The 26,337-nt window shown below is 54.5% G+C and carries 25 protein-coding genes; 12 read left to right on the forward strand and 13 right to left on the reverse strand.

What is annotated here, in order from left to right:
- Positions 1-25: 25 nt before the first annotated feature.
- On the reverse strand, positions 26-400 hold the full coding sequence (locus ACQE2I_RS11160) for a thiol-disulfide oxidoreductase DCC family protein (protein WP_427028180.1): 375 nt from the start codon (positions 398-400) through the stop codon (positions 26-28).
- 93 nt (positions 401-493) lie between these two features.
- Here ACQE2I_RS11160 and ACQE2I_RS11165 point away from each other — a divergent pair, with 93 nt between their 5' ends.
- Positions 494-970 carry a flavodoxin family protein gene (locus ACQE2I_RS11165; protein ID WP_427028181.1) on the forward strand — a complete coding sequence of 159 codons (477 nt, stop codon included), beginning with the start codon at positions 494-496 and terminating at the stop codon, positions 968-970.
- Positions 971-1,105: 135 nt separating this feature from the next.
- Entirely contained in the window at positions 1,106-2,194 is a 1,089-nt protein-coding gene (locus tag ACQE2I_RS11170; protein WP_427028182.1) for a histone deacetylase family protein, read from the forward strand.
- A 95-nt stretch (positions 2,195-2,289) separates the two neighbouring features.
- Here ACQE2I_RS11170 and fadA read toward each other — a convergent pair whose 3' ends face one another.
- Positions 2,290-3,468, reverse strand: coding sequence for an acetyl-CoA C-acyltransferase FadA (gene fadA, locus ACQE2I_RS11175; RefSeq protein WP_427028183.1), 1,179 nt, complete (start codon positions 3,466-3,468; stop codon positions 2,290-2,292).
- A 23-nt stretch (positions 3,469-3,491) separates the two neighbouring features.
- Positions 3,492-5,678, reverse strand: coding sequence for a fatty acid oxidation complex subunit alpha FadB (fadB, locus tag ACQE2I_RS11180; RefSeq protein WP_427028184.1), 2,187 nt, complete (start codon positions 5,676-5,678; stop codon positions 3,492-3,494).
- A gap of 238 nt (positions 5,679-5,916) precedes the next feature.
- Here fadB and ACQE2I_RS11185 point away from each other — a divergent pair, with 238 nt between their 5' ends.
- Both ACQE2I_RS11185 and slyA read left to right on the forward strand, forming a co-directional pair.
- The gene (locus ACQE2I_RS11185) at positions 5,917-7,071 is read left to right on the forward strand and encodes a DUF5924 family protein (protein WP_427028185.1); all 1,155 of its coding nucleotides are present in this window, start codon (positions 5,917-5,919) and stop codon (positions 7,069-7,071) included.
- A gap of 76 nt (positions 7,072-7,147) precedes the next feature.
- Positions 7,148-7,600 (forward strand): transcriptional regulator SlyA, encoded by a 453-nt coding sequence (gene slyA / locus ACQE2I_RS11190; protein ID WP_427028186.1) that lies wholly within the window; start codon positions 7,148-7,150, stop codon positions 7,598-7,600.
- A gap of 27 nt (positions 7,601-7,627) precedes the next feature.
- On the opposite strand, the gene ACQE2I_RS11195 is transcribed toward slyA, so the two are convergent.
- Positions 7,628-8,161, reverse strand: a complete 534-nt coding sequence (locus ACQE2I_RS11195) for a preprotein translocase subunit YajC (protein ID WP_427028187.1) — start codon at positions 8,159-8,161, stop codon at positions 7,628-7,630.
- 176 nt (positions 8,162-8,337) lie between these two features.
- Between ACQE2I_RS11195 and ACQE2I_RS11200 the strand changes: the two genes are divergently transcribed.
- Positions 8,338-8,790: a universal stress protein gene (locus tag ACQE2I_RS11200; RefSeq protein ID WP_427028188.1), complete on the forward strand. Its 453-nt coding sequence runs from the start codon at positions 8,338-8,340 to the stop codon at positions 8,788-8,790.
- A gap of 62 nt (positions 8,791-8,852) precedes the next feature.
- On the opposite strand, the gene ACQE2I_RS11205 is transcribed toward ACQE2I_RS11200, so the two are convergent.
- Positions 8,853-10,769 (reverse strand): ATP-binding cassette domain-containing protein, encoded by a 1,917-nt coding sequence (locus ACQE2I_RS11205; protein ID WP_427028189.1) that lies wholly within the window; start codon positions 10,767-10,769, stop codon positions 8,853-8,855.
- Positions 10,770-10,952: 183 nt separating this feature from the next.
- On the opposite strand from ACQE2I_RS11205, the gene ACQE2I_RS11210 reads away from it, so the two are divergent.
- Positions 10,953-11,948, forward strand: coding sequence for an AraC family transcriptional regulator (locus tag ACQE2I_RS11210; RefSeq protein ID WP_427028190.1), 996 nt, complete (start codon positions 10,953-10,955; stop codon positions 11,946-11,948).
- 17 nt (positions 11,949-11,965) lie between these two features.
- On the opposite strand, the gene ACQE2I_RS11215 is transcribed toward ACQE2I_RS11210, so the two are convergent.
- Genes ACQE2I_RS11215 through ACQE2I_RS11235 form a run of 5 tightly spaced genes read right to left on the reverse strand, consistent with a single transcriptional unit; the run spans position 11,966 to position 18,877 of the window.
- Positions 11,966-13,618, reverse strand: coding sequence for a fatty acid--CoA ligase (locus ACQE2I_RS11215; protein ID WP_427028191.1), 1,653 nt, complete (start codon positions 13,616-13,618; stop codon positions 11,966-11,968).
- 31 nt (positions 13,619-13,649) lie between these two features.
- Positions 13,650-14,834 (reverse strand): beta-ketothiolase BktB, encoded by a 1,185-nt coding sequence (gene bktB / locus ACQE2I_RS11220; protein ID WP_427028192.1) that lies wholly within the window; start codon positions 14,832-14,834, stop codon positions 13,650-13,652.
- Between the two features lie 60 nt (positions 14,835-14,894).
- Positions 14,895-16,037, reverse strand: a complete 1,143-nt coding sequence (locus ACQE2I_RS11225; protein ID WP_427028193.1) for an acyl-CoA dehydrogenase family protein — start codon at positions 16,035-16,037, stop codon at positions 14,895-14,897.
- 2 nt (positions 16,038-16,039) lie between these two features.
- Positions 16,040-17,608 (reverse strand): fatty acyl-CoA synthetase, encoded by a 1,569-nt coding sequence (locus ACQE2I_RS11230; protein ID WP_427028194.1) that lies wholly within the window; start codon positions 17,606-17,608, stop codon positions 16,040-16,042.
- A gap of 39 nt (positions 17,609-17,647) precedes the next feature.
- Positions 17,648-18,877 (reverse strand): ABC transporter substrate-binding protein, encoded by a 1,230-nt coding sequence (locus tag ACQE2I_RS11235; RefSeq protein WP_427028195.1) that lies wholly within the window; start codon positions 18,875-18,877, stop codon positions 17,648-17,650.
- Between the two features lie 225 nt (positions 18,878-19,102).
- Between ACQE2I_RS11235 and ACQE2I_RS11240 the strand changes: the two genes are divergently transcribed.
- Entirely contained in the window at positions 19,103-19,954 is an 852-nt protein-coding gene (locus tag ACQE2I_RS11240; RefSeq protein ID WP_427028196.1) for a TatD family hydrolase, read from the forward strand.
- A gap of 13 nt (positions 19,955-19,967) precedes the next feature.
- Positions 19,968-20,447, forward strand: a complete 480-nt coding sequence (locus ACQE2I_RS11245) for a hypothetical protein (protein WP_427028197.1) — start codon at positions 19,968-19,970, stop codon at positions 20,445-20,447.
- Here the strand turns inward: ACQE2I_RS11245 and ACQE2I_RS11250 are convergent.
- Positions 20,444-21,049 carry an elongation factor P hydroxylase gene (locus tag ACQE2I_RS11250; protein ID WP_427028198.1) on the reverse strand — a complete coding sequence of 202 codons (606 nt, stop codon included), beginning with the start codon at positions 21,047-21,049 and terminating at the stop codon, positions 20,444-20,446. The genes ACQE2I_RS11245 and ACQE2I_RS11250 overlap by 4 nt on opposite strands.
- Positions 21,050-21,168: 119 nt before the next feature.
- Here ACQE2I_RS11250 and ACQE2I_RS11255 point away from each other — a divergent pair, with 119 nt between their 5' ends.
- The 3 genes from ACQE2I_RS11255 (at position 21,169) to ACQE2I_RS11265 (ending at position 24,423) form a co-directional block, all read left to right on the forward strand.
- Positions 21,169-22,587 carry an MATE family efflux transporter gene (locus ACQE2I_RS11255; RefSeq protein WP_427028199.1) on the forward strand — a complete coding sequence of 473 codons (1,419 nt, stop codon included), beginning with the start codon at positions 21,169-21,171 and terminating at the stop codon, positions 22,585-22,587.
- Between the two features lie 2 nt (positions 22,588-22,589).
- The gene (locus tag ACQE2I_RS11260) at positions 22,590-23,585 is read left to right on the forward strand and encodes a DUF3080 family protein (protein ID WP_427028200.1); all 996 of its coding nucleotides are present in this window, start codon (positions 22,590-22,592) and stop codon (positions 23,583-23,585) included.
- 142 nt (positions 23,586-23,727) lie between these two features.
- The gene (locus tag ACQE2I_RS11265; RefSeq protein WP_427028201.1) at positions 23,728-24,423 is read left to right on the forward strand and encodes a hypothetical protein; all 696 of its coding nucleotides are present in this window, start codon (positions 23,728-23,730) and stop codon (positions 24,421-24,423) included.
- Positions 24,424-24,545: 122 nt separating this feature from the next.
- Here ACQE2I_RS11265 and tusA read toward each other — a convergent pair whose 3' ends face one another.
- Positions 24,546-24,800, reverse strand: a complete 255-nt coding sequence (tusA, locus tag ACQE2I_RS11270; RefSeq protein WP_427028202.1) for a sulfurtransferase TusA — start codon at positions 24,798-24,800, stop codon at positions 24,546-24,548.
- 29 nt (positions 24,801-24,829) lie between these two features.
- Between tusA and ACQE2I_RS11275 the strand changes: the two genes are divergently transcribed.
- Positions 24,830-25,117, forward strand: coding sequence for an antibiotic biosynthesis monooxygenase family protein (locus tag ACQE2I_RS11275; RefSeq protein ID WP_427028203.1), 288 nt, complete (start codon positions 24,830-24,832; stop codon positions 25,115-25,117).
- Between the two features lie 20 nt (positions 25,118-25,137).
- Here the strand turns inward: ACQE2I_RS11275 and rlmM are convergent, their stop codons facing one another.
- Entirely contained in the window at positions 25,138-26,208 is a 1,071-nt protein-coding gene (gene rlmM, locus ACQE2I_RS11280) for a 23S rRNA (cytidine(2498)-2'-O)-methyltransferase RlmM (protein ID WP_427028204.1), read from the reverse strand.
- Between the last annotated feature and the right edge of the window lie 129 nt (positions 26,209-26,337).

Raw genomic sequence — 26,337 nt, forward strand, 5'->3', positions numbered from 1 at the left:
TCATCTAATAGATCGTTACGAAACTTTAAGAGGGCCATCGCCCCTGTTTCTGCAGGCGGCGCTTGACCCACACATCATAAAGCGCCCGCAATCCCGGTTTAATCCCTGGCAAACCGATCAGCCAGGCGACCGGCACCAATATAGGCATACGCTTCATCAACAAACGGTAAGCGTCAATGCCTTCTACAAGTTGACCTAGCGAGGTTTCAATATGCAATGAACGCAGCGCCGTAGCAGAATCAACGCCCTTTTCTCGCAGGGTTTGTTCGTGTTCGCTCACATCAAGCCAACCGACATCCTTTGCGTGGCGCCCCGACCAGCGCTCATAGCGACGCCGCTCTTTACGGCAGAGTGGGCACTGCGCATCGTAAAAGACATTGATCGATGTCTTATTGGGCATATAGGCTCTCTAGGTCAAGATATTTAAGCAGTGTGGCACTTTCATCACTTGGTGCAACCCCTCGAGGCTGCACCGTTCAATTAGGCCGTTGCTATGAATGCGGAGTTCCAAAAACAGCTGTTGATTATTGCTCATGCGCCTTCGGCGAATACCCAACAACTGCGTGATGCAGCATTTCGGGGCGCTAGCCATTCTGATCTTGAGCAGGTGCACTGCGTGGTAAAAGCGCCCTTGGAAGCTGGCCCCGAAGATGTGCTTGCCTGCGATGCGATTCTGCTCGGCACCACGGAAAACCTCGGTTATATGAGCGGTGCGCTCAAGGATTTTTTTGATCGCAGCTACTATCCTGTCATTGAAAAGAAACAGGGATTGCCCTGCGCGCTCTATATTCGCGCAGGGCACGATGGCACGGGCACCCAGCGCGCAGTGGAAAGCATTGTCACTGGATTACGCTGGCGATGGGTACAGCCACCGCTCATTTTGCGCGGCGAGTGGCAGCCCTCATTTGCAGATCAGGTAGAAGAGCTCAGCATGACCCTAGCGTTTAGTGTTGAGAGTGGCATTGTTTGAGAGCGATATTGTATAACCTCGGCTAGCCTGCCTTAATATAGATAAGCATTTCGTGCCAATTGTGCGACTGAAGGACGGCAGTAACTTGCTTGAATTTACTGCAGTGACTTAGCGCACGTACATTAGGTTGCCATTATGCATAACGTCATTGCCTTCTATGATGATCGAGTGCTCGCTCATGAGCCCAATATTGACGCCGACTTTTTACCCCAGCGGATCGATAAGCGCATTCGCCACCTGCTTTCAGGACTTCCGGTACCGTGGAAATACCCCGAGCATCCGGGCCGTCTGAACGCCATTCAACACCTACTTGAGAAAGCACCCATTGAGGGCCTATACATTGAGGGTGGCAAAGTAGCCACCCATGAACAATTGGCCAGGGTGCATACCACCTCCTATCTAAACGATATTTTTAGTCTACGTGGAAAAAATGCTTGGCTGGATGTAGATACCACGGCAGTCTCACCGGGTAGCGTAGATGCTGCAGAAGTCGCCGCTGGAACGGCCATTGCCGCGGTAGAAGCGGTGATGGGGAAACGTACTAAAAGCGCCTTTGCACTTGTACGCCCGCCCGGACACCACGCCGAGCCCGTTCGCGCCCGCGGCTTCTGCTTATTTAATAATGTGGCGGTGGCAGCGGCCCATGCACGCAGCGCACTAGGCTGTGAGAGAGTGCTGATCGTTGATTGGGATGCTCATCACGGCAACGGCACTCAGGATATTTTCTGGGCAGAACCCGACGTGATGTTTTTCGACATACACCGCGCAGCACCCTTCTACCCCGGCTCAGGCCAACTTGAAGAAGTGGGTGCCGGTTTAGCTGAAGGCACCACCATCAACGTACCGCTACCGGCTGGCGCTGGTGACGAGGCATTTCTAAAAGCATTTCGCGATATTTTGGCGCCAGCCGCGGCGTGGTTTAAGCCCGACATTATCTTAGTTTCAGCGGGCTTTGACCCCCACTGGCACGACTTGGCCCTCAATGTTTCTTACGAAGGGTTTGGCGCGCTAACCGGTTTTTTACAGCAGCTAGCTGAACAGCATTGCGACGATCGTTTAGTGTTTGTATTAGAGGGCGGCTACAACCTGGAGTCCTTGGCCAACGGCACCAGAGCCGTACTATCGGTGCTAGCAGGCAACACCGTGCCGGTGCCTGATACCTGCGGCATTGCGGAAGTTCAAGCCGCAGCGGATTTTCACCGCACGGCGTTTCAATCTGAATAGCGGCTATTCAAATATTATCTACTTAACGACACAAAACGGCACCCCGCAGGGTGCCGTTTTCTAGTACTGTTTTGTAGCAGTGAGGAACGAGGTAGCTATTTCAAGCGTTCAAACACTGTAGCAACGCCCTGCCCCATACCAATACACATAGTGGCTAACCCCAGAGTGGTATCGCGCTGCTGCATCACGTTAAGCAGCGTCGTGCAGATACGCGAGCCTGAGCAGCCCAGCGGGTGACCCAGGGCAATCGCGCCACCGTTCAGGTTAACCTTATCGTCCAGCTCATCCAGGAAACCGAGATCTTTCAGCACCGGAATACCCTGAGCAGCAAAGGCTTCGTTGAGCTCAACGGTCTGGATATCCGTCGCGGAAAGACCGGCGGTTTTCAGCGCTTTCTTAGACGCGGGCACCGGACCATAGCCCATGATTGATGCATCACAACCCGCAACGCCAGTCGAAAGCACCTTCGCAATAGGCTCTAAGCCAAGCGCTTGCGCGCGCTCATAGCTCATTACCGCCATCGCCGAGGCACCCACGGAAAGCGCCGAGGAGGTACCCGCCGTAACAGTACCATTGCGCGGATCAAACACCGGCTTCAGGTTCGCCATAGATTCCAGGCTGGCGTCCCCGCGAATCACTTCATCACGCTGAACCATGACTCTAAAGCCGCGCTGGTCGTGGCCTTCAACGCCGATGATTTCGTTATCGAAGTAGCCCTTCTCCATGGCCGCCTGAGCGCGCTGGTGGGAGCGTACGCCGAATTTATCCTGCTCTTCCCGGGAAACGCCGTGCATTTTACCCAGCAGTTCGGCGGTTAGGCCCATCATCATCGCCGCTTTAGCTGCGTACTTGCTGGCCGCCGGGTTAACGTCAACGCCGTGAGCCATGGGTACGTGCTCCATGTGCTCAACGCCTCCGATGATAAAGAAGTCGCCCATACCCGCTTTGATATTGGCGGCGGCGATATGCAGCGCCGTCATCGAAGAGCCACACAAACGGTTAACGGTTTGCGCGGGCACCGAGCGCGGAATACCGGTCATGATCGCCGCATTACGAGCAATGTTCATCGACTGCTCGAGCGTCTGATTCACACAGCCCCAGATCACATCATCCACTTCAGAGGGGTCTAGGTTCGGATTACGAGTAAACAGCGCCTGCATAGCCGCCGCAGACAGGTTCTCGGCGCGAACGTTACGAAAAGCACCATTTTTAGCTTTCGCCATGGCGGTACGGACACCGTCAACCACCACAATATCTCTCGGGCTCAAACTCATCTTATATCTCCTTTGCGTGGTGGTTAGGCCTGGCTGGCAGAGTTGTCACTGGAATAGAATTGCTCGTTGTTCTGAGCCATCTGACGCAGCTTGTCGGTGGGCGCGTATAGCGGGCCCAACTCCTCAGCTAGCCCTTCCGCCAGCTTGACGAACTCTGCAACGCCCATGGCGTCGATGTAGCGCAGCGCACCACCACGGAAAGGCGGGAAGCCGATGCCATAGATCAACGCCATGTCTGCTTCGGCTGGTGTGGCCACAATGCCATCTTCCAAGCAGCGCACGGTTTCCAAGCAGAGCGGCACCATCATACGAGCAATAATGTCTTCATCGGAAAACGCTTTTTGCTCTTTCACCACCCCTTTGACCAAAGCGTAAGCCGCTTCGTCGGTCACCTTCTTCGGCTTACCCTTCTTGTCCTCTTCGTAGGCGTAAAAGCCCTTGTCGTTCTTCTGGCCTAAACGGTCATTGTCGTACATGACCTGAATGGCGGTTTTACCCTCGCGTGCCATACGATCGGGGAAACCTTCGGCCATTACTTCATTGGCGTGAACGGCGGTATCCAGGCCGACCACGTCAAGCAGGTAAGCCGGGCCCATGGGCCAACCGAACTTCTCCATGACTTTATCAACGTGTTGGAAGTCGGCGCCCTGCTCCACTAAGAAGCTGAAGCCGCCAAAGTAGGGGAACAGTACGCGGTTGACCAAGAAGCCAGGGCAGTCGTTAACCACAATCGGCGTTTTGCCCATTGCCCGCGCATAGGCCACCGTCGCGGCAACGGCAGCATCCGAGGTTTTTTCGCCACGAATGACTTCAACCAGCGGCATCCGGTGCACAGGGTTGAAGAAGTGCATACCGCAGAAATTTTCAGGCCGCTGCAAATTCTGCGCTAAACGATTAATCGAAATCGTTGAGGTGTTCGAGGTGAGAATGGTGTTTTCGCCCACCATACCTTCCACTTCAGTAAGCACGGCATCTTTAACCTTCGGGTTTTCAACCACCGCTTCGACGACGAGGTCGACGTTGCCAAAATCACCGTAAGAGAGCGTGGGACGAATATTGGTCAGCTTCTCCGCCATCTGCTCGGTGGTTAGCTTTTTGCGCTCGACCTGCTTGGCAAATAGCTTACGGGCTTCTTTCAGGCCCAGCTCAATGGCGTCATCCTTAATATCTTTCATCAGGATCGGCGTGCCTTTAGAGGCACTCTGGTAAGCGATACCGCCCCCCATAATGCCCGCACCCAACACAGCCGTTTGTTTCACCGGCTGCGCCTGTTTTGCATAGTTGCTGGCTTTTTTCTTGACCACTTGGTCGTTCAAGAACAGACCCACCAAGTTGAACGCCACGCTGCTGAGTGCCAGCTTGGCGAAGGCTTTGGCTTCAATCGCCTGGGCACGGCCACGCTCTTCGCCAGCGCCTTTCTGAATTACTTTGATCGCCTCTACCGGCGCCGGATAATGAGGCCCCGCTTTACCGGCGACATAGCCTTTCGCCGTTTCAAACGCCATCATCTGCTCAATCGGGTTGAGCTTCAACGGGCTGGTCTTTTCAGCGCGGCGGGCTTGGTAATCCAGCTCACCGTCGTTAGCACGGTCCAAAATATCCAGCGCGGCGTCTTCCAACTGTTCAGCGGCAACCACTGCATCGACGGCACCCACTTTTAGCGCTGCATCGGCACGGTTTTCGGTGCCACCGGCAATCCACTCGATGGCATTATCGGCACCGATAATACGTGGCAGGCGTACACAACCGCCCCAGCCGGGCAGAATGCCAAGCTTGGTTTCTGGCAGGCCGATTTTGGCTTTCTCGCCCATGACGCGGAAATCGGTGGTCAGCAATACTTCGCAGCCGCCACCCAGGGCCAAGCCATTAATCGCCGTAACGGTGGGGAACGGCAAGTCTTCAATGGCATTAAAAATAGCGTGCACCTTGAGGTTCATCTCCTCTAGGTACTCTTCGCCTTTATCAAATAGCGTGTGAAATTCGGTGATATCGGCGCCGACGATAAATACCTCTTTCCCGCTAGCGATGACCAAACCTTTTAAGCTGTTTTCAGCTTGAATGGCTTTCACTGCCTCGCCCAGCTCTGCTACCACAGCGCTGGAGAGCTTGTTGACGGACTCACCTTTCAGATCGAAAGTGAGCATAGCAATATCATTGCCACTCGGGGTGTCACGGCGTGTCACCGTGATGGCGTTGCCTTGATAGATCATCCGCGCTCTCTCCACAATTCGGGCTGGCCCTGAGCACAGAACCCGCCACACTTATAGTCACTCAATACAGGATATACGATTTCATACGGTCGTTTGATAGCCTTAGCTTGGTTGAGTTGCCTGATAACGTCAAGCCCAGACTTTTGGCTAATCAGCAAAACTAATCAGACCAGTACTCCCCTGCTTGCGTTCATACTGCTAGGATCACGCTTTCTTTTATATTGTAGGTTACCTAGTTATGGGTGCATTGCTCACGCCACCGCGCATTGAAGCCGCTCAGCGGCGTATTGAAAGCATTGTCGAAAGGCTAAAACCGTGGAGCTGGCTATGGCCGCCGATGGCATTTGCAGCCGGGTTGGGTAGCTTCTTTCTGGTCGATCGTCAGCAGTGGCTTGGCGCTGCATTAGCGCTGGGATTACTGTTCGCCTGGACGCTACTGCTTACCGAAAGTTTGGTCACCCGCTGGCTGTCACGACGGGGGCATCCTACGCCACCGCGCGGTGTAACCACTTTTATTGCACAAATGATTCACCAGGAAACGCTGTTTTTCACGTTGCCGTTTGTTTTAGTTACCACCGTGTGGAATAGCGGACAGACGTTGTTTGCGCTGTTGGTAGCCGGTATGGCGCTACTGTCGACTCTCGATCCACTCTATTTCAAGGTCGCGGAGCGTTGGCGCAGCCTGTATTTCATCTTTCATGCTCAGTGCGTTTTCCTGGTACTGCTGGTCACGCTACCCATCATGGTGCATCTCACCACCGGCCAAAGTTTGCTACTGGCGCTGGGAATCACCATTTTGGTAGCCCTGCCAAGTTTTTGGCACTTGCTCAAGCAGCGTTCACTCAAACGCTGGTGCGCTTTTTTTGTGTTGACGCTGTTACTTGCCTATGGCGCTTGGCTGGGACGCATTTGGGTACCCCCCGCCAGCCTGTGGATGACCAGCAGCGCGCTGTCTCCCGGTTTTGATGTGGAACAGCGCCTGCCTCAAGGCTCTATGGCATTAACACCGCAAGCTATCAGCGAGAATGGCCTCTATGTTTATACCGCTATTCGGGCACCGCGGGGGTTAAGCGAAACCATTACCCATGCTTGGCATCATAATGGTGAGCCAATAGACGTTGTGGAACTTGATATCGACGGTGGACGCGAAGAGGGGTACCGCGCGTGGAGTCACAAACAAAACTTCCCTGAAGACCCTACTGGGGGTTGGCGCATCGATATCATGACGGGGACTGGCCAGCGCTTAGGGTTGATACGTTTTGAAGTGTCTGCAGACACTCAGCGCGCCTCGCTAGCAGATGGAGAAATACACGCCAGTGGCCTAAGTGGATTAAACTTACGTCAATTTGTGCCTGGTCGCCCTAACGATGAAGAGGCGCGCCCAGAAGATTGAAGGGTTAAGCACCTTGCATTCAGCGGCGCAGCTTATGACAATTCCTATACTCACACTTATTGGCAGCTAGTTACCTATGGCTTCAACGATTGGATTTCGCATCGCACGCTTGCCCCATTTATGGCGCTCCATCTTGGATCGCCGTCTGGCGCCCTTGGGATTAACCCAAACACGCTGGGTGACGCTCTATCACCTGTGGCGGCTGGGCGAGGGGCACCCCCAATGCGATCTCGCCCGTGCTATCGGCGTTGAAGCGCCCTCTTTAGTGCGCACGCTTGGCCAGCTCGAAGAGCAGGGATTGATTGAGCGACGTGCCTGCGATAACGACCGTCGTAGCAAACGGATTTACCTTACGCCTATCGCTATGCCGTTGCTTGAGAAAATTGACACCGTCGCGCAGCAGGCGCGCAAAGAAATGTTCGCTGGCTTAAGTGATGAGAATCTGGAACAGCTCAACGAGTGGTTAGCGGTGATCGAAACAAACGGGTTAGCGATTCAAGCCCGCGATCAAGACGGCCCTGTATCGTAATCACTCGCTAATAATGGCGCCGCCTGCTCAGTGACCTTGAGCGATGGATTGTTGCGATGGATTGCTAGGCCGATCGGCATGGCCTTGAAGCGTATCCAGCAGTTGCTGAAACTCTGGCAAATAAGTCGCGAACCGCTCAGCGGTTTGCGACTCCCACCACCATAACGTCAGCGTGTAGCGATTCGACTCCACCACCAGTGCGTCTAACGGCAAGCGCTCTAGCAGTGCTTTGAAATGTAGCACCGCAGGCTCTGGTAGTGGGCGTAAAGGCGCGACTCGCCAGCGCCAGCCGGCATAAAAAGGCGCGAGGGCTTCACTGGCATTACTGTCGCGTACCAGCAAAAAATCCGGCCCTGGTGCATCTTGAGGATAGTGCCACCGATAAGCTGGCATGGTGCCTTTAAAATGGTGAAGTGGTGGCTTCTCCAACTTAATGACGACGCCCTGCTGGGTGATCCTCGCGCGCAGCGCCTCTTGGCGCTTTTGCCGTGGGCTGGGCTTAAGCCACATAACGGGCGCGATCACCAGCATTAAAATAAACACGATAATAAACCATTCCATCTCTACATTTCCTCCTACATAAGCCACACTAAAGACACTGCTCTAAAAACTATGATTCAGGTCGTTGTTTTGGTTCAAGGCATTGTTAACATAAAGCCCGCCATCTAGAGTAAAGGCCATTGGACAAAGAGCGTTTTCTTTGTTAACAAATGCTATTCATGCCAAGGAGATACGCCATGAGCTATCACCATATTTTAGTTGCCGTTGACTTAACCAAAGATTCTCACAAAATCTTGGAGCGGGCGGTCGTAATCGCTGAGCGCAACGATAAGGCCAAAATCTCCATCATGCACACCCTTGAACCGCTGGGGTTTGCCTATGGCGGCGATATACCGATGGATCTCACCAGCATCCAAGACCAATTGGATGAGCATGCTAAAAAACGCTTAGCGGAAATTGCCGCCCCACATATTGCCGAGGCTGACCAGCACGTTGTCGTCGGTATGCCCGATACCGAAATCCATCGTTTTGCCGAAGAACACAGCGTGGACTTGATCGTGGTGGGTTCCCATGGCCGACACGGCTTCGCCCTTTTGCTTGGTTCCACCTCTACTGGGGTACTCCATGGTGCCCAGTGCGATGTATTAGCGGTACGCGTGGGCAAAAAAGGCGAAAAAAGCGACGAGTAAACGGTCGCTCGATATCGCTAACGAAAAAGGCGCCCATTCGGCGCCTTTTAACATTATTGAGCTTATTCCCCTGCGGCCATTGCTTCCAGTTCCATCCAGCGCTCCATGGCGACTTCTAACGCCTTTTGCACTTTTTCGAGCGCTTGCAGCTTAGCCGTCACGGCGTCGGCATCATGCTGATAAAACGCAGGGTCACCGATTTCACTCTCTAACGCTTCTACTTCGCCCTCAAGACGCTCGATTTCGGCGGGCAGTGCATCTAGCTCACGCTGCACATTGTAAGAGAGCTTGACACTCTTTTTCGCTGGCGCAGCCGGCGCTTCAGCCACCTTTTTGGGCGCGTCTGAAGTAGGTTCGGTACGCTGACGCGCAGCGCCTTCCCAAGGCGCCGGCGGCAGCTTACCACCTTGGCGAATCCAGTCGGTGTAGCCACCCACGTACTCACGCACAACGCCATCGCCTTCAAAGGCGAGCATGCTGGTCACCACGTTATCCATAAAGGTTCGGTCGTGGGAAACCAGCAGCAGCGTGCCATCGAAATCGAGTAGCAGCTCTTCAAGCAGCTCCAGGGTTTCCATGTCGAGGTCGTTGGTCGGCTCATCGAGCACCAGCACATTGGCTGGCTGGGTGAACAGCTTGGCTAACAGCAGCCGGTTGGACTCGCCGCCGGAGAGCGCTTTCACCGGCTGGCGTACCCGCTCGGGCGTGAACAGAAAGTCCTGCAGGTAGCTCATCACATGGCGATCTTTACCACCCACGCTGACGCGGTCACTGCCCTGAGCAACGTTGTCGTAGACGGTTTTTTCAAGCTCAAGCCCGGCACGCAGTTGGTCGAAATAGGCCACTTTCAGGTTGGTGCCCATTTGCACGCTGCCTTCGCTGGGTTCCAGCTCACCCAGCAATATTTTCAACAGGGTTGTCTTGCCTGCACCGTTGCGCCCCAGGAAGCCGATACGGTCGCCACGCAGTACTTCAAGGTTAATATCGCGCAGTATCACCTCATCGCCAAACCGCTGAGTGACGCCTTGTAGTTCTACCACCCGCTTGCCGGTGCGCTCGCCGCGATCTACCGTCAAATTGGCATTGCCTTGACGCTCGCGGCGCTGGCTGCGCTCGTTACGCATTGCCTCAAGCGCCCTCACCCGGCCTTCGTTGCGGGTACGCCGGGCTTTAACGCCCTGACGAATCCAGGCTTCCTCTTGGGCGAGTTTTTTATCGAACTCGGCGTTCTCTCGCGCTTCCACTTCAAGCTCGTGCTGTTTGCGAGCCTGATACTCTTCGTACTTGCCGGGGTAGTGCCCTAGCTGGCCACGATCCAGCTCAAGAATATTGGTCGCTAGTTTGGAAAGGAATGCCCGGTCGTGGGTAATCAGCAGTACCGCACCATTAAACGCCAGCAGTTGCTCTTCCAACCAGGCAATGGTGTCCAAGTCCAAATGGTTGGTGGGCTCATCGAGTAGCAGCAGATCGGGCTCGGCGACCAGGGCGCGCGCCAGTGCTACCCGGCGGCGCCAGCCACCGGAGAGCGAGCTCATTTCAACCTCTGGGGGCAAGCCTAAGCGCGTGAGTACCGTATCGATACGCTGGTGATACGACCAGCCATCAATGGCTTCCAGGCGTGTTTGCAGGGTCGCCATGCGATCCATATCGGGGTCGGGATCATTGATCAGGTGATCGTACTCGGAGAGCAGCTCCCCGGCTTCCGGCAGCCCTTGGGCGACCATATCGAAAATGGTCAGGCCGGATGACTCGGGTAACTCCTGAGCCAACACGCCAATCTTGAGACCAGGTGCGCGCCAGATGGAGCCGTCATCAGGCAGGATGTCCCCCGCTACCAACTTCAGCAGAGTGGACTTGCCGGTGCCATTGCGCCCGACCAGCGCCAGCCGCTCGCCTTTTTCAACCGTCAGGTCGGCGCGATTGAGCAGTACATGGGTGCCGTAGGCGAGTTGCAGCTGTTCGAGTCGTAACAGGGTCACGCGGTGTCCTCCTTAATCGTGAGGCGCACAGTGTAACGCATGAGTGCGTCGGGAGGGGGAACCTTATAGAGGGGAATCGTAGAGCGGAAACCGCCAGCGTGGTAACGTTTTGCCATCAAGCACAATAACACTATCAATAGTCACTATTTTAAAGGCGGGCTGACAGTGACGGTGACCGTCTCAATGCATTTTGTAAATGAACTGTTTAAAGGCTTACCGGACAGTGAGACACCGCCCACCCGCTATTTGGAACGGGCGGGTATTTCACCGTTTTTACTTTCGGCTCCCCATGGTCGCGTCACCGTTGAGCAGTTTGCCGAACTATATCGCGAGCTGGTGAACGAACTGGATGACGAAACGCCCGGCTTTTTTTCCCGCCCGCTGCGGGGCGGAACGCTAAAACTGCTGTGTTTAAGCATGCTGGATGCGCCGAACCTGCAGGTGGCGCTGCACCGCTATACGCAGTTTTTTCGTATTCTTCTCGATGATTTTGGCTACACGTTTACCCTTGAAGGTGACTTGGCCCGTATGGCACTGGAGGAGCATGTCCCCTTAGTGGGCAGCCGTATTTTAATTCATGGGCTAATGCTCAAGCTGTTTCATGGCATCGCCTCGTGGATGATTGCACGTAAAATACCGCCCATCTTGATGGAGTGCGCTTACGCCCAGCCGCCGCACAGCGCTGATTATCTCTATTTTTACCCAGGCAAGGTGCGCTTTGAGCAGCCACAAACCGCGATCTACATTGATCGCGATTTGCTTGATCACCCTATTCGACAAACCAAAAAACATTTGGGCGCCTTTTTAAAGCGCGCCCCAGCGGATTGGTTCTATGTATCGTTTGCTGATCGCTTGCTCACGCATCGGGTGCGCGAACACCTCTCACGCCACCTGACCACATCAGGAACAGTGCACAGCGTAGCCGATGCGTTACATATGTCCGCGCGTACACTGGCCCGACATTTAAAGCAGGAAGGCACTCACTTCCAAGCGGTCAAGGATGAGTACCGCCGAGATGTTGCTATTCAGGCACTCACTTGCAGTGAAAAACCGCTTGTCAGCATTGCAGAAGCATTAAGCTTCGAGGATCTAGCCTGCTTTAGCCGGGCGTTCAAAACCTGGACAGGCAACTCCCCCGCCGCGTATCGCAAAGCGCGCACGGCGGGCAATGTTCGCTGATCGATCTAGGGGATCGCCTAAATTTCGGTGCGAATACGTTTCTTATCCAACTTACCCACGCTGGTTTTGGGTATCTCATCGACGAAACGAATCATGCTGGGAATCGCCCAGCGGTTGAGTTTGCCCTGGGCGATATACTGTTCTAAAAAGCCTTGCACAGCTTCCGTCGTGGGTGGGTTGTTCAGATCCTCCGCAACGACTAACGCTGCCGGCCGTTCACCCCACTTATCGTCCGCCACTCCTATCACCGCGACCTCGGCAATCCCTGGACACTGGCTGATATAGCTCTCCAGCTCTAGCGACGACAGCCACTCGCCACCGGTTTTAATCACGTCTTTAATGCGGTCGCTAATGGTCAGAAAGCCCCGCTCATCAAGAGTGCCAACATCCCCGGTATGCAGCCAGCCACTGCGCCACAGTTCGGCGCTGCGTTGCTCCTCTTTGTAGTAGGCTTGAGTCAGCCAGGGCGCTTGAACACGCACTTCGCCAACGCTTTTACCATCATTGGGCAGCGGCTCGCCGTCCGCATCGACCACTTGAAGCTTAACCAGTGGAATCGGCAGGCCCGCTTTGCAACGCCAGGGTAGTTGGGTCTCAAAGTCAGCCTCGGTGATATCATGCGGCAGAATATCGGCGGTGAGTAGCGGGCAGGTTTCCGACATACCGTAAGCACTGCGGGTATCGATCCCCAAAGCCCATGCCTTGCTCGCCAGTGACTGGGTTAATGCACTGCCGCCGACCAATACTTTCCAGCCGGAGAGATCGATCTGTTTTGAAGCAATCGCCTCGGCGCTGACCACCATATTGAGCAGGGTGGGTACGCAGTGGGAGAAGTCGACTTTCTCGCTGACCAGTAGCTTGACCAGCATTTCCGGCTCGTAGCGGCCTGGGTAGACCTGAGTAGCCCCCATCAGCGTGGCGGTATACGGCACTCCCCATGCATGCACATGAAACATGGGGGTAATGGGCATATACACTTTGTCGCGGTTGAGCAGCTCAAAGCCAGGGGCCTGGAAGACGCTGGCCTCATTCAATGTATGCAGCACCAACTGGCGATGAGTAAAGAAAACCCCTTTAGGATTACCCGTCGTACCCGTGGTATAGAACAGTGTGGCGACAGCGTTTTCATCAAAGGTTGGGAAATGGTAGTGGGTAGGCTGTTGGCTTAACAGTGCCTCAAACTCGCCTACCAGTGGCAGTGTGGTATCGACTGCTTGCGGGGCCTCCTGGCACAACAGGTAGCTACGCACCTGGGGGAGCTTGTCGGCCAGCGGCTCCAGCAGCGGCACAAACTCTTCATGCACGATGACGAAAGCGTCTTCGGCGTGCTCCATCGTATAAAGGATTTGTTCTGGGGCGAGACGCACGTTCACCGTGTGCATCACCGCGCCAATCATCGGGATGGCAAAGAAGCACTCCAGATAGCGGTGGCTATCCCAATCTAACACCGCTACCACGTCACCGGCTTGCACGCCCTGAGACGTTAGCGTGTAGGCCAGTTGATGCACCCGTTCGCGAAAGCGCTCGTAGCTGTGGCGGCTTTGATCCCGGTAAACGATCTGGTTGTCGCCCGCCACACGCACGCCTGCTTCCAGCAAGTCGCCAATCATCAGGGCAGGGTTTGTCGCCGAGGCCACAGCGGGTAGGATTTTGGGGCTAACTGAAGGCATAAAAACTCCTTTAACTTTATTCTTGTAGCACTCAACGCTCGATAAGCAGGGCAATACCCTGTCCGCCACCAATACACAGCGTAATCAAGCCATAGCGACCGTTAATTCGCGCCAACTCGTGAAGGGCTTTAAGGATCAAAATAGCCCCCGTGGCCCCCACCGGATGCCCCAAAGCAACCGCTCCGCCGTTGGGGTTTAGCTTCTCTAGCGGGAAACCGAGCGTCTCCGCTACTGCCATGGCTTGAGCAGCAAAGGCTTCATTGGATTCAATGACATCTATATCGTTGATACTAAGCCCCGCCTGCTGCAGGCAGCGTTTCACCGCAGGAATCGGCCCCAAGCCCATTAGCGCGGGATCAACGCCTGCGGTCGCAGCAACGCGAAGATGCGCCCTGGGCGCTAAACCGCGCTGCGCAGCTTCATCGCCGTGGGCCAGCACTAACGTGGCCGCGCCATCGTTAATTCCCGAGGCGTTGCCTGCGGTAACCACGCCATCCTTTTGGAAGGCAGGCTTAAGCCGCGCTAAATCACTTAGCGCAACGCCTTCGCGTACGTGCTCATCGCGAGAGAAGAGCAGCGTTTGCTTACCGCGGCTGACCTCCACCGCTACGACTTGGTCTTCAAAACGCCCCTCAGCAATCGCCCGCGCCGCTTTTTGATGACTTTCAAGGGCAAACTGATCCAACTGTTCACGGCTTAGGCCATACTGTTTAGCGATGTTCTCGGCAGTACAACCCATATGGCCGCTGCCAAAAGGATCGCTGAGCACTCCCAGCGTTAGGTCCTGAATGTTGACATCGCCCATGCGCACGCCGTTGCGCGCCTGGGGAGGCAGAAAATAAGCCCCGCGCGACATCGATTCAGCGCCACCTGCCAGCGCTAAGCGGCTATCGCCCATAGCAATCTGCTGGGCGGCGGACACTACCGCCTGTACCCCTGAACCACACAGCCGATTAACGTTAAAGGCGCCCGCCTCTTTCGGCACACCCGCTTCTAATGCGATATGGCGCGCCAGATAGGCATCCTGGGGGCCAGTGGTAATAATGTGGCCGTATACCGAGTGATCGATATCACCGCCCTCAACGCCTGCCCGGCGCAACGCCTCTTTGGCGGTTATCGCCCCTAGCTCAAACGGCGCCATTGTTGACAGCGAACCGCCAAAACCACCAATCGCGGTACGTGCACCGCCTAAAATGACTACATCATCCAACCGCATGGTTCTCTCCTACGTTCAACGCTAGCCTATGTTCAACGCCAGCCTGTGCCAAACGCCTGGCTAAGCCACTTTGCCCAGCAGCGAGCGTGCGACGACTTCTTTCATAATTTCTGAGCTGCCGGCGTAAATGGTTTGTACCCGAGCATCCAGATAAAAGCGTGAAATGAGGTATTCGTGGGTGTAGCCGTAACCACCAAACAACTGCAGGCAGCGATCCACCGCTTGGCACTGCAGCTCGCTTAGCTGTAGTTTTAGAATCGCTGCATCCGTGCTGCTCATGGTGCCCTGGCGGTACTTTTCGACACAGTGCTCAAAGTAGGCCCTAGCGACGTCCAACTGGGCTTTGATTTCCGCCAGGGTAAAGCGGGTATTTTGAAAATCTGCGACCCGCTGACCAAACGCTTGACGCTGCTGCACGTACGCCAAGGTAAGCGCTAGCGCGCCCTCCACGGCGCCCAACGCCTGCGCGCCTACGCCCAGGCGTTCACGGGGCAGCTCCTGCATTAAGTAGCGAAACCCGGCGCCCTCTTCCCCCAGCAGCGCATCATGGGGCAGTTGCATATGATCAAAGGCAAGCTCGGTGGTGTCACTGGCGTGCTGGCCGATCTTTTTAATCGGTTTACCGCGCGAGAAGCCGGGTAACTGGGTATCGACCAAAAACAGCGAGACCCCTTTGGCGCCAGCGGAAGGATCGGTTTTAGCGCACACAATGACCAGATCGGCAAACTGGCCGTTAGTGATAAACATCTTATTGCCACTTAACTCCCAGCCATCGGCAGTGTACTTTGCCCGGGTTCTCATTGACGCAAGATCACTTCCCGCATGGGGTTCGGTCATGGCGATGGCGCCAAGAGCTTCGCCACGCGCCATAGCAGGTAACCACCGCTCTTGCTGGGCAGTTGTTGCCAAATTTTGCAGGTAGGGCATCACAATATTGGCGTGAATATTATAAGCACTGGCTAGGCCACCAAACCCTTGACGAGAGAGCTCTTCCAGCGCCATCTGGGTGATGGCGATATCAGCCCCTGAGCCACCGTGCTGTTCATCCAAATCAATACCGAGCAGACCCGCAGCACCCAGCGCATGCCATAGTGAGCGCGGCATTTCGCCCGCGGCTTCCCACGCATCATAGAAAGGAGCAACCTCTTGACTTAGGCAGCGCTTGATCATGGTGTGAAACAGTTCGGTGGTTTGCCCGTCCATGTTCACTCCTTGATATCTTGACGCAAATGACGCTTGAGGATCTTGCCTGCGGTACTCTTGGGCAGAGCATCGGCAAATAGAATACGTTTAGGCACTTTATAGGGCGCCATCAGCGTTTTGGCGTGATGGATCAGCTCCTCCTCGCTTGCCTCTTGACCCTCTTTCAATACCACCACCGCCGTGATGGCTTCGATCCACTTCTCGTCCGGCTGGCCGATCACCGCTACTTCGGATACCGCCGGGTGCTTAAACAGCCCCTCCTCTACCTCACGGCTAGCGACCAGCACGCCGCCGGTATTAATCACGTCCTTGATACGATCAACGACATACAAGTAGCCCGCTTCGTCGAAGTAGCCCACGTCCCCCGAGTGGAACCAGCCGCCTTGAAACGCCTCCTCGGTCATCGCCACTTTATCCCAGTACCCGTTCATAAGCTGCGGAGAGCGGTGGACGATTTCTCCATGTTCGCCGGGAGGGACATCGTTCATCTCAAGGTCAACAATTCGGGTTTCCACGGTAAGAATGGGCCGCCCAGCGGAAGCGGGTCGCTCAGCGTGCTCTTCAGGACGCAGCACGGTCGCCAGGGGGGCAATTTCGCTCTGCCCATAGCAGTTGTAGAGCCCTACACCCGGTATGCGTTGCTGCAGCTCTTCCAGTACCGGCACCGGCATAATCGAGGCACCGTAATAGGCTTTGTTGAGGGCGCTTAGGTCAAAGCACTCAAATTCAGCGTGACGCAACAGGCTGATCCAGACCGTGGGTGGGGCAAAAAATGATGCAACTTGATGCTCCGCTATAGCGCTTAAGCACAGCTCTGGAAGCGGCGCCTCTAGCAAGTAGACAGGAGCGCCCAACAACAGCGCGGGCATTAAGAAAACGTGCATTTGCGCCGAGTGGTAAAGCGGCAATGCGGCAAGCATGGCTTCATTGCCCTTTATATCCAGCTCGACCATGCAGGCCATGTATTCAGCCATTAGTGCCTGATGGGTCATCATCGCGGCTTTCGGCGCGGCGGTGGTACCCGAGGTATAGAGCAGTTGCGCAAGGCTTGCGTCGTCGAACGTTACACGGGGCTCTTGGCTACTGAGCTCTTCGTTAGATCGCTCAGACGTTGCACAAGCCAATACATCAAAACTTGCTGCATTTTGCCCCTGATCCGCGTGCAGAGTGCCCATCAGGGCCAGATCCAGGCCTTCGGTGGCAGCACTCACTTTATCGGCGAGACTGACATCGCTGAGCAAACCCACGGCCCCTGACTGGTCAAGAATGTAGCGCAGCTCATCACTGCTTAACGCGAAGTTGACCGGTACATGCACTAACCCCGCTTTCGTAGCCGCCAACCAGGCAATGACGTAGGCATCGGAGTTTTTACCATACACCGCCAGCCGATCACCCGGGGCAAGCCCGGCTGCCAACAAGCCATTGGCTACCCGATTGGCTGCTTGGTTGAGTGCTGAGTAGCGCCACTGGCGTTCGCCAAATACTAGCGCTAGCTGGTGCGAATATTTTCGGGCACTGCGGTTCAGAGCAGCCCCGATGGTGTTTTGCTGAATAACAGACGTTTCAAACATGCCAAATCCTCTGCATTGTTGTGGTGAATTGGCAAAGACTTAACTGTTGACCAGCGGGCACACGCTTTCTGACAGTGGGCGGAAGGCCTCTTCTGCGGGGATGGTGCGGATGATGTGAAAAAGATCATCTTCGTCTTCTGCTTCTTCGGGGGTTTTAACTTCCACTAAATACATATCGTGAACCATGCGGCCATCCTCACGAATGTAGCCACCGGTGGCGAAGATATCGTTGATGGGGGTATCGGCCATTTGCTGACGAACCGTTTGGGTGTCATCGCTGCCAGTGGCTTTAATCGCTTCAAGGTAGTGGCGCGTACTGGAGTAGAGGCCTGCATGTACCATGGTGGGCATGCTGCCGGTACGCTCTCTAAAACGCTCGGCCCATGCACGGGTTTCATCGTTCAAGTCGTAGTACCACGCTTTGGTAAACTGCAGACCTTGGGCGTTTTCCAGCCCAATGCTGCGCACGTCGGTACTAAACAGCACCATCCCCGCCAGGATCTGTCCCGCTTGGGTAATGCCAAACTCACCCGCCGTCTGCACCGCATTAATCGTATCGCCGCCAGCGTTATTCAACGCAATGACATCAGCACCCGAGGCTTGCGCCTGAAGCATAAACGAGGAGAAATCACTGCTGGGGAAAGGGTGGCGAGCGCTACCCACAATGGTGCCGCCATTTTCAGTCACGACGCGCGTCACATCCGCTTCCAGTGCGTGGCCAAAGGAGTAGTCGGCGCTTAACAGGTACCAGTTTTTGTGGCCCTCATCGGTAATCGCCTTTGCAGTGCCGTTGGACATTGCCCAGGTATCGTAAACCCAGTGAATATGGTTGGGCGAGCAGTGCTCATTGGTAATACCTGACGAAACAGCGCCATTGACCAGCCCGAGTTTATCCGCCTCTTCCAACAGGCTCACCGCCGCCAAGGTGACAGAAGATGCCACCAGCCCGGTGACCATATCGACGTTACGCTCGTCGATCCACTCACGCACGACACTTGAGCCTACATCCGGGCTGTTGCGGTCATCGGCGCTAAACACCACGACATTGGCGCCGTTGACGCTGCCACCGATATCTTCAATCGCCATATTAATGGCATCTTCGCCCAACGGGCCAATAGGATCGCGATAAACGCCGGACATATCGGCTAAATAGCCAATGCGGATTTCATTATCGGAAATACCCTCAGCGGCAACGGTCGTGGGCGCATAGCTGGCCATCAGAATGGCAGCGGCGAGGGTTGAAGTAGCAAAGCGTTGAGATAATTGCATCGGTATTGGGCTCTCTCTTGTTGTTATTGAATCTATCGCAGCGACGTAGAGCTCACCTGCTTGATTTTATCTTAGGCTTAAACAAGCCCTTACCTGTTTACCTATCAAGCCAGATTTTTTGCAATTCGTGCCATTCGCTTGAGCTCCTCTTAGTTAACACACCATTAGTCGATGCCCGCGCATACCGTTACAATGGTGCTTTATATTTTCGATTGGGAGTGACGCTTGGTTACCGCGCACATTGATGAGTTTTTACCCGAAGCACTTCAATTTCGCCCGACTGCACCGTTGGTAGATATTGGCGCGAACCTGACGCATGAAAGCTTTGGCCGCGATCTTGAGGCAGTTATTCGACGTGCCCAGGCGGCGCAGGTAACCACTATGATCGTTACCGGCACCGATCTTGCCCACGCCGAACAAGCCGTTGCGTTAGCCAAGCAGTATCCCGGCCTCTATGCTACTGCGGGAGTGCATCCCCATGACGCCAGTCGCTGGGACAAGAGCCTTGAGCGCGCCATGGCGGCCCTACATGCCATGCCGGAAGTCGTCGCTGTGGGTGAGTGTGGGCTGGATTTCAATCGCAACTTCTCGACGCCCCAGGAGCAGGAGCATGCCTTTGAAGCACAATTGGCGCTCGCAGTGGAAAGCGATTTGCCGCTGTTTTTACACGAACGAGATGCGGGTAAGCGGATGCGTGAAATACTGCATGCGTGGCGAGACGATATCAGTCATGCAGTAGTGCACTGTTTTACCGCCGAACGCGATACGCTGTTTGGTTATCTCGACCTAGACTTACATATAGGTCTAACCGGGTGGATTTGCGACGAGCGACGCGGACATCATCTACGCTCATTGGTAGGTGATATTCCATTGACGCGTTTGATGGTGGAAACCGACTGCCCTTACTTGTTACCCCGCAACCTACCGGCAAAGTTAAAGGGTCGTCGACACGAACCGGCGCTGCTGCCTTGGATTGTCGGCGAGATTGCCCAGTGGCACGGTATTAGCGAAGCTGAGCTAGGGGCGGCAACGACACAGACTGCCCAGCGTTTTTTCCGTCTACCCACGGAATCTTAACAGGAGTATTAGCGTGGCCGATTATCCAGGATTTATTGCCATTGAAACGGGCGAAGACGATGGCCTCCCGCTAGCCATTGCGTGGTCGCTGCCCGATGGCCGAGTGAAGCAAACATTGATTCAGCCAGACGATAGCTGGATCAAAGAAGATACCAATGCCATGGGCGCCTACAGCCTAGAAGAGCTGGAGAGCCTGGGGGTTAGCCCGCTAGAGGTAATCCGCGAGCTGGAGAACGATCACTTCTCCGCCACCCTGTATACCAGCGACAACGGCGACGACGAAGCAGCGCTTGCGCGACTATTTGATACTTATGGCCTGGATCCTTTCGTGGAGCTCGCCCCGGCGTCGGTGCTCTACCCTTCGATTACCCCAGGCGAATGGCACCGCCAGCGGCGTGAAACGTTCAGCGAGCTAGGGTTAGAGGCGATGCGTCCCGAACATGAGCTGGAAGTGATGCTGTCGATGCATCAGCGTCTAACAGAAGAAGATTAATCAACGGCCACTGTAAGCGGTGCTTGATCCAACACTACATGTGCTTGTGCGATGGCCTCCGCTAGCGATTGCTGATGATAGTAAAAGTATTTAAGCGCCACCTGGAAGGCGTTGGCGCGGGCAGGCAAACTCTCTTGCAAGTAGCGCTCGGCGCGGGCCTCTACTCGCGCCGCAAAGGCCTCAACATCTACCTCTATATCGCCGCCTAAATTATCTACACTGACATGAAAATTGCGGCCGCAGGCATGGGTGAAGATAGACTCTAACGCCTGCGGGGCTATTTCAGCCTGCTCAAACGCTTTTTGCTGCTCAGCGTCGCGTCCATCCGGGCAGTACCAGTAGCCGTAATCTTCGAGCTGCCGCCGCTCTGCCCCAGCAATGCACCAATGGCTGATTTCGTGTAGCGCACTGGCATAATAGCCACGAGCGAAAATTACCTGGTGATAAGGGGTCTCGCCGTTAGCGGGACGATAGAGAGGCTCATCACCGCCGCGAATCAATCGAGTTTGATAACACTCAGCAAAAATCCCGTCAAAAAGCGCGGTAATATCTTCGAGCGTCCATGGATCCTGCGTATTACTCACCTTGACCTCGTTTGTCATTGGTTTGGGGGCATTATACCTACACAGTGAGCGCAAGCTAACGGCTAACCCCGAAAGGCAGCCGCTCCTGCTAATATAGCGGCCTTTCACAGTAACTTTTTCCCTTTAGGAGCCAACACGTGGGCGGCTTTACTCAAAACGTTAGATCAGTGTACTGGCCAGAAACCCGGGGCCTAGTCTATTTGGCACTACCTATTTGCGGTGCTCAGTTGGCTCAAGCGGGAATGAGTGTCGTCGATGTAATGATGACCGGTCGGCATGATGCAACGTCACTCGCTGCAGTATCCGTAGGCTCTAGCCTATGGATGCCTTTAATGCTGTTTATGACGGGCACGCTGATGGGGCTAACCCCGATTGTGGCGCATTTGTTAGGCGGACAGCGACTAGCCGCTATTCGCCCGGCCGTTCATCAGTCGCTTTGGGTTGCTCTGCTATTAGGCGTTGTCGCGGCCGTGCTTCTCTGGTCAGCCGTCATGCCGATATTTGAAGCTATGAGTGTACCTCAAGAAGTTGCGCGCCAGTCTGCTGCCTACCTTTCTGCCGTTGCTTTTGGCATGCCCGGAATCGCCCTCTTCCAAGCGCTTAGAGCATTTTCCGACGGCATGAACCATACCCGACCGGCACTTTGGATCAGTTTGGTCGGCTTAGCGGTTAACGTTCCTGCCAACTATCTGTTGATCTACGGCGGAGAAGGCTTGGTCGACCTATTGGGCACCTGGATTCCTGGCAGCCTGCAACAATTGCCTGCCTTAGGGGCATTTGGTTGTGGTGTTGCGACAGCTCTCTCAATGTGGACGATGGCGCTGGCCATGGCCTACTACACGCGTCGAGGACGTACTTATAAAAGCGTGTCTATCTGGCAACAGCTAACGCCCCCTCAATGGGTCGGCATTCGTGAACTCATCGTGGTGGGTGTTCCCATTGGCGTGGCTATTTTTGTCGAAGTTACCCTATTTACCTTTATCGCGCTGTTTATCGCCAGTTTTGGCGAAGTCACCGTGGGCGCTCACCAAATAGCGCTTAGCTTCACCACCATTTTGTTTATGCTGCCTATGTCGCTGAGCATGGCGCTGACCGTCAGGGTAGGTAATACACTGGGGCAACAGCGATTGGGGCTAGCCCGCCAGGTAGCCTGGAACGGTACTGTGGTCAGTGTCTGTGTAGCAGCTTTTAACAGTCTTCTACTATGGGTGACCGCAGTGCCCGTCATTGCGCTCTATACCTCGAATGCCGAGATTCAAGCACTGGCGCTGTCGATCATTGCCTTAGCGGTTATTTTTCAACTTTCTGACTCGCTACAGGTCAATTTAGCCGGTGCTCTGCGTGGCTATAAAGACACTCGCATTGTGATGGTGATCACGGTGCTCTCCTACTGGATTGTCGGCTTGGGTGGCGGCCACTGGCTAGGCTCCCGTGGGGTGGGTGATATGATTGCTCCACTCGGGGTTCATGGCTACTGGATCGGTTTGATTGTGGGCTTAAGCACTGCGGCAGTGCTACTTGGCTGGCGCTTACAGCGTATTAGTACTCGGGGGTAGGCATGGCTCGCTGGAGAAATTTTTCTCTAACAATAGCGCTAAGCGCCCTACTGGCTGGCTGTGGCAACAACGCCGCTGAGCAGCAGTGGCAGGCCTATCACCAGCAGCTCGCCGATGAGCTCGCACAGAATGACATTGAACGGACTGAGCCGGTTAATATTGGTGACTTTCCTGAGCGCTCCGAGCGGCTCATTGCGATTCCCGAAACGCGAGATAGCCTGCTGAATGTTTACGCACTACGCGAGTGCCAAATCGCTTCATTAGTCGCTGCACGTAACAACCAACTGGGGCGTGTAGCGCCGCCTAGCCAACAGTGGTTATATGAGCGCACGCTATGGCAGCGTCTAAGTGCCTGCTTGAATAGCGACGTTCCCGATCAGTTAGGCGATGAAGATCGAGCCCGCCTAGAACAATTAACAGCGATTAAAACGGCGCAGTTGCCTGCGGTAAGCTGGAACGCAATTTTTGATTCCAGCGAGTGGGTTAAAAGCTTTTCGCGGGCAAGCCAGCCGTTAACCGGCGTCGATGATGCCGCTATCGCAGGCCAGCTTGATGCCATCCATTACTTGCAGCAAATGACCGACCACCAGTTTGACCTCGACTGGCAGCAAGACTCTTCAACCCTCGAAAACCATCTAAAAACCCTGCAAGAGCGGCCGCTGACCGGCGAAGTACTGCGCGCTCTACTACTCGCCACCCAGCGCTTAACAGAAGCAAATGCAGTGTTAGCCCAGCAGAACTTAGCTCAGAAGAACAATACCAAACGCTGCTTAAGCCAGCGGAAGTCATCGTCGCTTGAGCGCATAACCAGCACAGCCAAGCAGTGGTTAACGGCCGTAAACCGCTTAATCAATGCCCAGCAGGTAGATAAACCTGCTGCCGTCCAGCGCTATCAGACACGCTGGCTTTCGCTTACAAATGCTGAGGCACCCTGGAAACAATTTCAGCAAGTTCGTCAAGCGCATGAAGCACTAAGAGCTCACTTCCCGCGTTGCTAAGAGAATTAAAAAATGTAGACCCCACCCCTTAACCTTATGAGCAACTTGTGCTATTGGTGAGTAATGAAGCAATATGAATAATCAGGCAAGCCGGACATCTGCTTCGCCAATGTGATGACCACGCAGCACAAGGAGGGACACAATGGGCGCATCCCTGTCACCCCGCTCTGCCCAGGTCATCGACCTGGAAACTGTGCGCCAACGTCAGCAGGCGCAAAAGTGCTTTGTCCGTTTAGCACCTGAGCTAGATGGCCTTGAGATGGTGTATCAACTGGCTGCGAGTCCCGACACCTTCTATGGTATGCCCATATTGGCATGGGGATTGAGAGCCGATGGCAGCGTTATTGGCTTGGTACCGTGGATGGAAACGTTGGCAGCTTGCCATGAACTCAATAGCCCAGAAAATGGCAAATTCATTGGCTATCGCGATCCTGAAACCGAAGAAATTTTTGATACGCCTCCCGATCACAAATACCACGAGCTTGTTACGGCGGCTGAGTACTTTGACTATGAAGCGTCAGGCGAAGTAACCCTCATTCAGCAAATCCCCGACACACTTGGCACTCACGCGCTGTGCATGAATCACCCTAATTCGCCCTGGCATATGAAGCCCGTTTACGGTTGGCGTCTTTATAGTGACGGTGGCCTAGATGCACTCCTTGCCGACGAAAACAAAGCGGCAATGACGCCGATTTTGTTAGCGGATAAGTGCCTGTACAGTGCCCACACCCATCATCAAACCGTCTACTTTTTCCAGCGCCATATCGCTAATCGTATATTGGAAGAAGATCCAGCAACACTGGATGCTTTAGCCATGATGGTAGTCGCTAGTGATTAACTAGGCGCTTTAGGGTTGCGATTTAAGGCGAGGCCAATATCGATTCAAGCCTCGCCTCATTATAATCCTGCACTTTCAAAGGGCTATTTCAAAGGATCATTTTGAATGAGCCCTTTTAAGGGCTATGCCAAACGGATAAAGTAGAGGTAGCTAGTCTCCGACGTGGTCTTCTGTTCAAGCAGTTCGTGGCCTAAAAACTGACAAAACTTGGGCACATCACGCGTAGTGGCAGGATCGGTAGCTATCACTTTCAGCACTTGACCTGACGCCATATCGCGAACTTTGTTATGCATCAACATAATCGGCTCAGGGCAGTACAGCCCTGAAGTGTCTAATGACGCATCATAGCTGGGTAGAGTACCCGTATTATCAGCCATCAATATCCTCGATGTAGGAAACAGAAAGTATGATTAAAGTTATCATCGAACGGCGAATTATGCCCGGTCTTGAAGAAGAATTTGAGCAAGCAGCGCGGGAAGCAATGCGCGTCTCTTTAGGCGTAAGAGGCTTCGTCGGTGGCGAAACGCTCGTCGAGCTTGGTCATACCGATCGTCGACTGATGATTACCAAATGGCGTAACATCCGCGCCTGGAAAGAGTGGCACTCAAGCGAAGCGCGGGCAATGGCCATGCAGCGCATTTTACCGCTGTTAACCGAAGATGAAACTATCCGGATTTACGAGCCAGGCTATTAAACATAAGCCCTTCACTAGCATTAATCCCTAAGCCTTGCATGCACCGTTACCTCTTCCCTATCGTGATAGAGGTGACGGCATGATACGTTGGCATGCACGCCCGCTTTTTCCAGCGACTCTTCCAGCGCCGTTAGGCAGCGTGTTACCTCATCCCAGCGCTTTTTCATGGGCAACTTAAGGTTAAAGATCGCCTCTTTGCACCATTTCCGAACCAGCCAGCGCTCCACCATGGCTAATACTCGTACTGGCTTATCAACAATATCGCAGACTAGCCAGTCTAAGCGCTGTGGTGGCTCCCAGGTAAAGCCATCCTCTTTGAGATGATCAATCTGCCCAGTCTTCATCAACTGTGATTCCATCGGGCCATTATCGATGGCATATACGTACATGCCCCGCTGAACCAACTGCCATGTCCAACCTCCTGGGGCGGCCCCTAAGTCAGCTGCCTGCATATGCGGTGCTAGCCGCACATCCCACTCATCCCTAGGAATAAACTCGTGCCACGCCTCTTCCAACTTCAGCGTTGAGCGGCTGGGCGCACGGGAGGGGAAGCGCAGCCGGCGAATACCATTAATCAGATCACTACGATTACCTGGGAAGCTCATCGCCAGCTGCACTTGATCGCCGTCAGTCCAGAAAATATGTAAACGTCGTGCGCCCGCGCGGCGCCTTAACGCACCACGTTTTTTCAACATACTTTCCAGCGGCTTCGTCAGCGCCTTAATCAGCCCAGCCAGCGCTTTACCATCGTTGGTATCCGGCGTTTCATGCCAAACCTCTTCAAAGCTCCAGCGGCTGGCTTTTACCTGCTCCAAGATAGCAGTAAGGCGGTCATCACGAGAGAGCGTGAGGGCTGGCAGTGCCGCTAAACTTTGGCGCGCGAAAATTAGCTTGTTAAAAGCTGCCTGTCGATGCAAATCATTTACAGGTTCGCCATCAATACGCGTTAAGCTTACCCACCCCTCACCGTAAGACGCCTCACAAGTCACGTGATGTAGCGCTGCATGATGCTGAAGCTCTGTCAATGCATCGCTTTCAAAACCTGGACGGCAATAGACTAACCACGATGTGGGTACTATTTCACTCACCACTTCACCTCGATTCCGACCGTCACACAGGATGACGGCTGCCTAATTAATTGGTGCGCATCATAGCACTTATCCGACATTATTTATTTTCTACCGCCCAAACAAAAAACCCAGCCGATTGGCTGGGTTTTT

The sequence above is a fragment of the Halomonas sp. H2 genome, from assembly GCF_050215315.1.
GTDB lineage: Bacteria > Pseudomonadota > Gammaproteobacteria > Pseudomonadales > Halomonadaceae > Vreelandella.

Excerpts from the sequence above, each read along its gene's own strand:
- ACQE2I_RS11215 (WP_427028191.1), bottom strand. The coding sequence starts at position 13,618 with ATGCCTTCAGTTAGCCCCAAAATCCTACCCGCTGTGGCCTCGGCGACA.
- slyA (WP_427028186.1), top strand. The coding sequence starts at position 7,148 with ATGGCTTCAACGATTGGATTTCGCATCGCACGCTTGCCCCATTTATGG.
- ACQE2I_RS11210 (WP_427028190.1), top strand. The coding sequence starts at position 10,953 with ATGCATTTTGTAAATGAACTGTTTAAAGGCTTACCGGACAGTGAGACA.
- ACQE2I_RS11275 (WP_427028203.1), top strand. The coding sequence starts at position 24,830 with ATGATTAAAGTTATCATCGAACGGCGAATTATGCCCGGTCTTGAAGAA.
- tusA (WP_427028202.1), bottom strand. The coding sequence starts at position 24,800 with ATGGCTGATAATACGGGTACTCTACCCAGCTATGATGCGTCATTAGAC.
- ACQE2I_RS11195 (WP_427028187.1), bottom strand. The coding sequence starts at position 8,161 with ATGGAATGGTTTATTATCGTGTTTATTTTAATGCTGGTGATCGCGCCC.
- ACQE2I_RS11260 (WP_427028200.1), top strand. The coding sequence starts at position 22,590 with ATGGCTCGCTGGAGAAATTTTTCTCTAACAATAGCGCTAAGCGCCCTA.
- ACQE2I_RS11200 (WP_427028188.1), top strand. The coding sequence starts at position 8,338 with ATGAGCTATCACCATATTTTAGTTGCCGTTGACTTAACCAAAGATTCT.
- bktB (WP_427028192.1), bottom strand. The coding sequence starts at position 14,834 with ATGCGGTTGGATGATGTAGTCATTTTAGGCGGTGCACGTACCGCGATT.
- fadA (WP_427028183.1), bottom strand. The coding sequence starts at position 3,468 with ATGAGTTTGAGCCCGAGAGATATTGTGGTGGTTGACGGTGTCCGTACC.
- ACQE2I_RS11235 (WP_427028195.1), bottom strand. The coding sequence starts at position 18,877 with ATGCAATTATCTCAACGCTTTGCTACTTCAACCCTCGCCGCTGCCATT.
- ACQE2I_RS11230 (WP_427028194.1), bottom strand. The coding sequence starts at position 17,608 with ATGTTTGAAACGTCTGTTATTCAGCAAAACACCATCGGGGCTGCTCTG.
- ACQE2I_RS11225 (WP_427028193.1), bottom strand. The coding sequence starts at position 16,037 with ATGGACGGGCAAACCACCGAACTGTTTCACACCATGATCAAGCGCTGC.
- fadB (WP_427028184.1), bottom strand. The coding sequence starts at position 5,678 with ATGATCTATCAAGGCAACGCCATCACGGTGACACGCCGTGACACCCCG.
- ACQE2I_RS11265 (WP_427028201.1), top strand. The coding sequence starts at position 23,728 with ATGGGCGCATCCCTGTCACCCCGCTCTGCCCAGGTCATCGACCTGGAA.
- ACQE2I_RS11185 (WP_427028185.1), top strand. The coding sequence starts at position 5,917 with ATGGGTGCATTGCTCACGCCACCGCGCATTGAAGCCGCTCAGCGGCGT.
- ACQE2I_RS11250 (WP_427028198.1), bottom strand. The coding sequence starts at position 21,049 with ATGACAAACGAGGTCAAGGTGAGTAATACGCAGGATCCATGGACGCTC.
- ACQE2I_RS11170 (WP_427028182.1), top strand. The coding sequence starts at position 1,106 with ATGCATAACGTCATTGCCTTCTATGATGATCGAGTGCTCGCTCATGAG.
- ACQE2I_RS11165 (WP_427028181.1), top strand. The coding sequence starts at position 494 with ATGAATGCGGAGTTCCAAAAACAGCTGTTGATTATTGCTCATGCGCCT.
- ACQE2I_RS11160 (WP_427028180.1), bottom strand. The coding sequence starts at position 400 with ATGCCCAATAAGACATCGATCAATGTCTTTTACGATGCGCAGTGCCCA.